Source organism: Okeania sp. SIO2F4 (assembly GCF_010672385.1).
GTDB lineage: Bacteria > Cyanobacteriota > Cyanobacteriia > Cyanobacteriales > Microcoleaceae > Trichodesmium.
On the sequence record NZ_JAAHGT010000424.1, the window covers coordinates 1 to 6,225 of the forward strand.

The 6,225-nt window shown below is 36.8% G+C and carries 5 protein-coding genes; 1 reads left to right on the forward strand and 4 read right to left on the reverse strand.

What is annotated here, in order from left to right; all coding sequences use genetic code 11:
- Nucleotides 1–849 precede the first annotated feature (849 nt).
- Nucleotides 850–1,556 (forward strand): IS1 family transposase gene (locus F6K22_RS23540; protein ID WP_293103476.1). Its coding sequence is split into 2 segments (ribosomal slippage): nt 850–1,135 and nt 1,135–1,556, totalling 708 coding nucleotides; the frame shifts between segments, so codons are not numbered across the junction.
- Between the two features lie 628 nt (nt 1,557–2,184).
- On the opposite strand, the gene F6K22_RS23545 is transcribed toward F6K22_RS23540, so the two are convergent.
- From F6K22_RS23545 to F6K22_RS23560, 4 genes are all read right to left on the reverse strand, one after another.
- The gene (locus F6K22_RS23545; protein WP_293103478.1) at nt 2,185–2,568 is read right to left on the reverse strand and encodes a hypothetical protein; all 384 of its coding nucleotides are present in this window, start codon (nt 2,566–2,568) and stop codon (nt 2,185–2,187) included.
- Between the two features lie 41 nt (nt 2,569–2,609).
- Complete coding sequence (locus F6K22_RS23550; RefSeq protein WP_293103481.1) at nt 2,610–3,566, reverse strand: NAD(P)/FAD-dependent oxidoreductase; 957 nt, start codon at nt 3,564–3,566, stop codon at nt 2,610–2,612.
- 296 nt (nt 3,567–3,862) lie between these two features.
- Nucleotides 3,863–5,005: a hypothetical protein gene (locus F6K22_RS23555; protein WP_293103483.1), complete on the reverse strand. Its 1,143-nt coding sequence runs from the start codon at nt 5,003–5,005 to the stop codon at nt 3,863–3,865.
- Nucleotides 5,006–5,305: 300 nt separating this feature from the next.
- Nucleotides 5,306–6,225 (reverse strand): SGNH/GDSL hydrolase family protein (locus tag F6K22_RS23560; protein WP_293103486.1); only part of this gene is annotated, 920 nt, incomplete at its 5' end.

The window sequence follows — 6,225 nt, forward strand, 5'->3', positions numbered from 1 at the left end:
AGCTCTTCTAACGCACTACACCTCATTCATTCTCAATAAGAGTTTGATTTTAGTTGAAGTATTCTTCAGTTCCCGAACGCAAATTCGTCTCTATATATAGCTTTCAACTAGCTTGTCACCCCGTGAGAGCTGAGGCTCAACAGAAGCTTTTAACCCGTGCTAAGTGCAACAGTGCTGCCAGCCTCGGTAAATACTCTGCCAGTATGAGTGAGACACCTGCTCTCGTTTAATTCTCCTCTCAAAATTGTAGATACTGTTCTGTATGGAATATTTCTGGGGACAGCGTTGTTCCCAGTTCCTTTTTTATTACAGCTAATATCAAATCCGTTTAATTGCACATACAATAATAGCATCTACAGGGTTCGAGGATAGTCTAGGAAGTTGAGTTTCAAATTCTTGACACGCCCTAGAAATAAGTGGTTGAGTATTTTCTACTGTACGGGTGATTCGCGAATCACCCCTACGACTATTGACTACTGAGGTTATTTAACCGGATTTGATATAATTTGCAGTTTCAACTGATTGCCTAATGTTATCTTTTAAGAAACCGAAACTTCTGAAACCTCGTTATTATTTTCCATAAAATCTGAATAAATAGAGGTGTCTCTAAGTAAATTCGCCTATCTATTCTGTGCTGCTCTTCTGTACGATCAAATTTCCAGTAACTGCTTATGTACATTTGATGTCTCCAGGGGTTAAAACACCCTGGATTCGCGCGCGGATGTGATGGGTGCGGGCACTATTGCCACGCAACGCACTGCTTGCGATATTTTTTAGTTAGACTATCTGGTAGTCCTGCATAGTAATGGTAATATATTCAAATAGGGTAATAAAGTTAAGTTTGTGGAGATGAATTGTCCTGAGTGCCAGTCTACTAAAATCATTAAATATGGACATACCCACTATGGTAAACCTCGTTTCCGTTGTACTCATTGTGGGCGACAGTTTGTAGAAAATCCTAGCCGAGGACCCATCAATGAAGCAACAAGAATCATGATTGATAAAATGTTGCTAGAAAGATTAGCCGCCGCAGCGATCGCCAGAATAACGGGTGTTTCAGAAAGATGGTTGCAGATTTACGTTAACCAGAAGTATGACGAGGTTCCTCAACAGGTTGAGGTTCGTAAAAAAAAATTGGCAAACTGACAATTCAAATGGATGAAATGTGGTCATTTGTTGGTGCCAAAAGTAATAAACAATGGATTTGGTTAGCAATGGATGTTGAAACTCGTGAAATTGTGGGAGCATATATTGGCGATCGCTCTAAACAATCAGCTCAAAATCTTTGGTATTTCTTGCCAGAAGTCTATCGTCAATGTGCAGTCTGCTACACTGATTTTTGGGAAGCTTACGAGATGATACTACCATCAATGCGACATCAAGCTGTGGGCAAGGAGACTGGAAAAACAAGCTATATAGAAAGGTTTAACAATAGCATGCGACAACGTATCGGACGGTTAGTACGAAAAACTTTATCGTTTTCTAAAAAATTAAGTAATCATATTGGAGCTATCTGGAATTTCATACATCACTATAATGCCACAATTTGTACTTGACCATTACTATGCAGGACTACCGACTATCTAACTTATGAGGTAATTATTAATTATTAATTATTAATTATTAATTATTGAAACATCTAGCCACTTAGTATCTTTGAAGTTGAGTGGTGTGAGACTATTTGAGAACTAGGTCCGACGCTTTTGCCTTCACATTCGCTCTAATACCATGTATAAAAAAAGAATGTTACGAATAATAAGCACTATAGCGTTACGCATTAAGGTTAGGACATTTATAAATTCTGAAACCCTTTGAAACTTACTGTTCCCTATTCTCTAGCGCTATACCATTCATATTTTACATAAAATTGGCTTTGTTGCACAAAGAGAATTTACGATATCAAAAAGTATATCAAACCTATTCATTCTGACTCCTGTACGGGGATTTCCTATGGAATGCTTCGCAACTGCAAATCGCCTCTACGACTCCTGACTCCTAAAAAATACCATAACTATTTGTAGCAAACACTTATCAAATTGGTATAATGCCATGTTAGATACAATGATGGTGCATTAAAGCTTTGACCTAACGCACCCTATAAGATCGGCGATCGGACTGCAAGGTTTTTTTTGCCCTTGAATAGACATAAGCAGCAAAATGGTTTTGAGCAAAACAAATACACAGTCAATTACATAAAGGATAGTCCAGAGCAACAATCAAATAAGCCTCAACTTGCCTACAATCGTTGCAGCAGAGATACTGAAAATAAACTCCTGACGGATTTGCTTCCACAAAAACTGGTAAAGATTCATTATCTTTACCTAAATACTGATTAGTAAGACTACTTTTTAGGCAGCGATCGGCTCTTCCCACATAAAGCATTGAAAATGGTTTCAGCTTTTTCGGATCGTCTCGATAACGAACTAGGTAAACTCCAGGAAGAGAATCTGGCATCCGATGGATATCGCTGGGATGGAAGTGAAACAGAGGACTCCATCCTAGCGCTTCTAGAGGTCTTCCTAAGATTTCCTGGATTGACAAAGATTCAGGGCGTTGATGATTGTCCATAATCCTAAACAGATCGATACTTCAAAGAAAGATTATAGCAGCTACGAATGATCCCAATCTCGCTTAATTCCCTTGCGTTGATTGAGAAACCGATCGATAGCCATTGCTGCTATACAGCCATCTGCTGCTGCAACCACTGCCTGCTGAAATGGTGTATTCCGAATATCGCCAATCGCCCAAACTCCGTCTACATTGGTTGCCATCATTTCATCGACTTTAACACCGCCGTTTTCGCTATATGCGATCTGATTAGCAATGTAGTCTGTAATCGGTCTCGATCCACTTTGGTAGACAAAAACCCCCTCGACTGGCAAAGAAGTTGCTTCCGATTCTCCTCTAGTTTTCATCAAAATACTCGTGACCCCTGACTCATTTCCCTCAATCGAAGTCAGGCGAGTAAAATTCCAATGCTTTACATTTGGCTGACTCAGCAATACCTGAACATGATCGTCTTCCCCCTGTGGTTCATTATTTGTCAACCAGTGAACAGTAGATGCGAATTTGGTTAGGAAGTGAGCTTCTTCGACTGCCTCTGGATTAAGTCCATAAACAGCGACCTCTTTTTGACGATAAAATGCACCATCGCAAGTGGCACAGTAGCTTACGCCCCGACCTAAAAATTCTGATTCGCCTTTAAGGGAAGATGTACGACCCATGGCGCCTGTAGCTAGGACAAGCGATCGCCCTACAAATGTTCCTTCTGGAGTATAAACCTTCTTGTATGACCCTTCTACATCAATACCAAACACCTGTGCTCGTTGATATGTAGTTCCGAAAGAGATAGCTTGCTCTCGCATCTCATCTAGTAACGCACTCCCGCTAATATCACCTGCTACTCCCGGATAGTTGGCAATTTTATGGGTAATCGCGAGTGCTCCCACTGCTGGATTCTTGTCGAGAATCACTGTCTTTAAATCTGCACGAGAAGTATACAGGGCACAGCTACACCCCGCTGGACCACCGCCAATGATAACCACATCAAATTCATAAGTTTCCAAAATCTATAGTCCTCGAAAATAATAGTTCTGAGATTGATTAAAGTATATCTTAATGATACCCCCAGTCGATGAAAATAAATATTGTAGTGGTAGTGTACTACCGGCAATCAACTACTCAAGTAAAATCTCTAAACTGCCACAGAAAAATACCTTTGATTAAGGTAAAAATGTTAGTTGAGTAGATGTCTAAAATATTAATGGCGATTCGCATAGATGCCCCTACCACCAAAATATTACAACCGATTAGAGGAAACAATTTTTGCAATATAAAGAAAAAGCTTAATTTTTGAATATGCTTACTGCTGTTGTAAAATAACTCCAACTTCGGGCAAAGACAACAAATTCTCATACAAAATATTAGCAAAAAATTCATTGCCAAATACAGAATAATGCCCATCACCTCCCAAGAATGCTGTTTCTACTTTTTCATTAGGCATTCTCTTTCTAAATTCAGCAATTAGATCGATATAGATTATGTTGCGTTTCTCTAACTCTACCTGTAGATATTGTCGCCAAAAATCAGATTCATTTCCATAATAGTCAGAACGAATAGGTAAATAAACCACGACTAACTTACTATTTTTCTCTCTATTTATTTCTGCCAACTCCTCAAATATTTTCACAGCTATAGCAGGAGTTTGAGCAACATATTGATTATAAGTTTCCAGCTTTCTCGGAAACCATGTTTGCCATAGACCTAAAAATCTTAACTCTTGAATATATCTGCTACCTTGTGTAATTTTTGGAAATAAAAAAGAACCTCTAGGCACAGGAAAATTATGATTAACTAACTCGCCATTTTCTAAAGACAATAATGGTTTCCCATAACCAAAAAACTTTGCACTTTGCATCCGCAAAAAATCATCAGTAATAAAAGCAAATATCTGAATGTTATGTTCAAACTTAGTACCATCACGTTTGTACCATAAATAAACTTGGTCAACACCATATCCTCCTTGACCCATATTAATAGTTTGCCAACGCTGATTTATAGATGTTAATAATTCACACCATGTTTGATCGTTACTAACACCCCATCCCATTGTGAAAGAATCCCCAGAACAAATTATCCTAATTTTATTAGAGGGAATATTAATAGAAAAGTCTTCATTGTTTCTGAATGATTGAGAATTTGTCCGAAAATATATCCCCTCACCATACATATTTGGAATATCCACATTAGGAATATTCACCCATCCTAATAATTCATCATATTGAGCGTAAAGATGTGCGGGATTTGGTTGGATTTTGCTGATTCTATAAAACATCAATAAGATACTAGATAGACCTTCAACTAAACTCAATATTGCCACAATTAAAATCAAATTAATCGAAACAATTTTGATAATTTTTTTTGTATGATGTAAACTATGATTTATCATAAACATTAGAGATTTATCATAAATATTAGAGTTTTGGATATAAAGAAATATGTTCATTAATTGATTTCGTAACCATTCAGCACTCAGTTATCAGCTATCAGCTTCATTACCTTTAAAAGAGGAAAAAGCAAAAGCAATCAAGAGGCTTCAAAGAATTAAAAGTATAGTCATTTTAGTTGAGATTGAGACCAAGGTTTCTTGCTGTTAAAGGGTTTCAGCTAAAAAACTGTTTAATTCTTATTTAAAATGACTATATATATAAAAGTCTACATAGATAAAAGTCTATCGAACTACATTGTTCATTAAAGAGCTGAGAGCTGAATACTTACGCCATTTCTCCTAACTACTCCCTACTCCCTAATCTTGTAAAATAACTCCAACTTCGGGCAAAGACAACAACTTCTCATACAAAATATTAGCAAAAAATTCATTGCCAAATACAGAATAATGCCCATCACCTCCCAAGAATGCTGTTTCTACTTTTTCATTAGGCATTCTCTTTCTAAATTCAGCAATTAGATCGATATAGATTATGTTGCGTTTCTCTAACTCTACCTGTAGATATTGTCGCCAAAAATCAGATTCATTTCCATAATAGTCAGAACGAATAGGTAAATAAACCACGACTAACTTACTATTTTTCTCTCTATTTATTTCTGCCAACTCCTCAAATATTTTCACAGCTATAGCAGGAGTTTGAGCAACATATTGATTATAAGTTTCCAGCTTTCTCGGAAACCATGTTTGCCATAGACCTAAAAATCTTAACTCTTGAATATATCTGCTACCTTGTGTAATTTTTGGAAATAAAAAAGAACCTCTAGGCACAGGAAAATTATGATTAACTAACTCGCCATTTTCTAAAGACAATAATGGTTTCCCATAACCAAAAAACTTTGCACTTTGCATCCGCAAAAAATCATCAGTAATAAAAGCAAATATCTGAATGTTATGTTCAAACTTAGTACCATCACGTTTGTACCATAAATAAACTTGGTCAACACCATATCCTCCTTGACCCATATTAATAGTTTGCCAACGCTGATTTATAGATGTTAATAATTCACACCATGTTTGATCGTTACTAACACCCCATCCCATTGTGAAAGAATCCCCAGAACAAATTATCCTAATTTTATTAGAGGGAATATTAATAGAAAAGTCTTCATTGTTTCTGAATGATTGAGAATTTGTCCGAAAATATATCCCCTCACCATACATATTTGGAATATCCACATTAGGAATATTCACCCATCCTAATAATTCATCATATTGAG

What these genes read in the sequence shown, in the direction of transcription:
- F6K22_RS23545 (WP_293103478.1), bottom strand. Translation starts at nt 2,568, where the DNA reads ATGGACAATCATCAACGCCCTGAATCTTTGTCAATCCAGGAAATCTTA.
- F6K22_RS23555 (WP_293103483.1), bottom strand. Translation starts at nt 5,005, where the DNA reads ATGAACATATTTCTTTATATCCAAAACTCTAATATTTATGATAAATCT.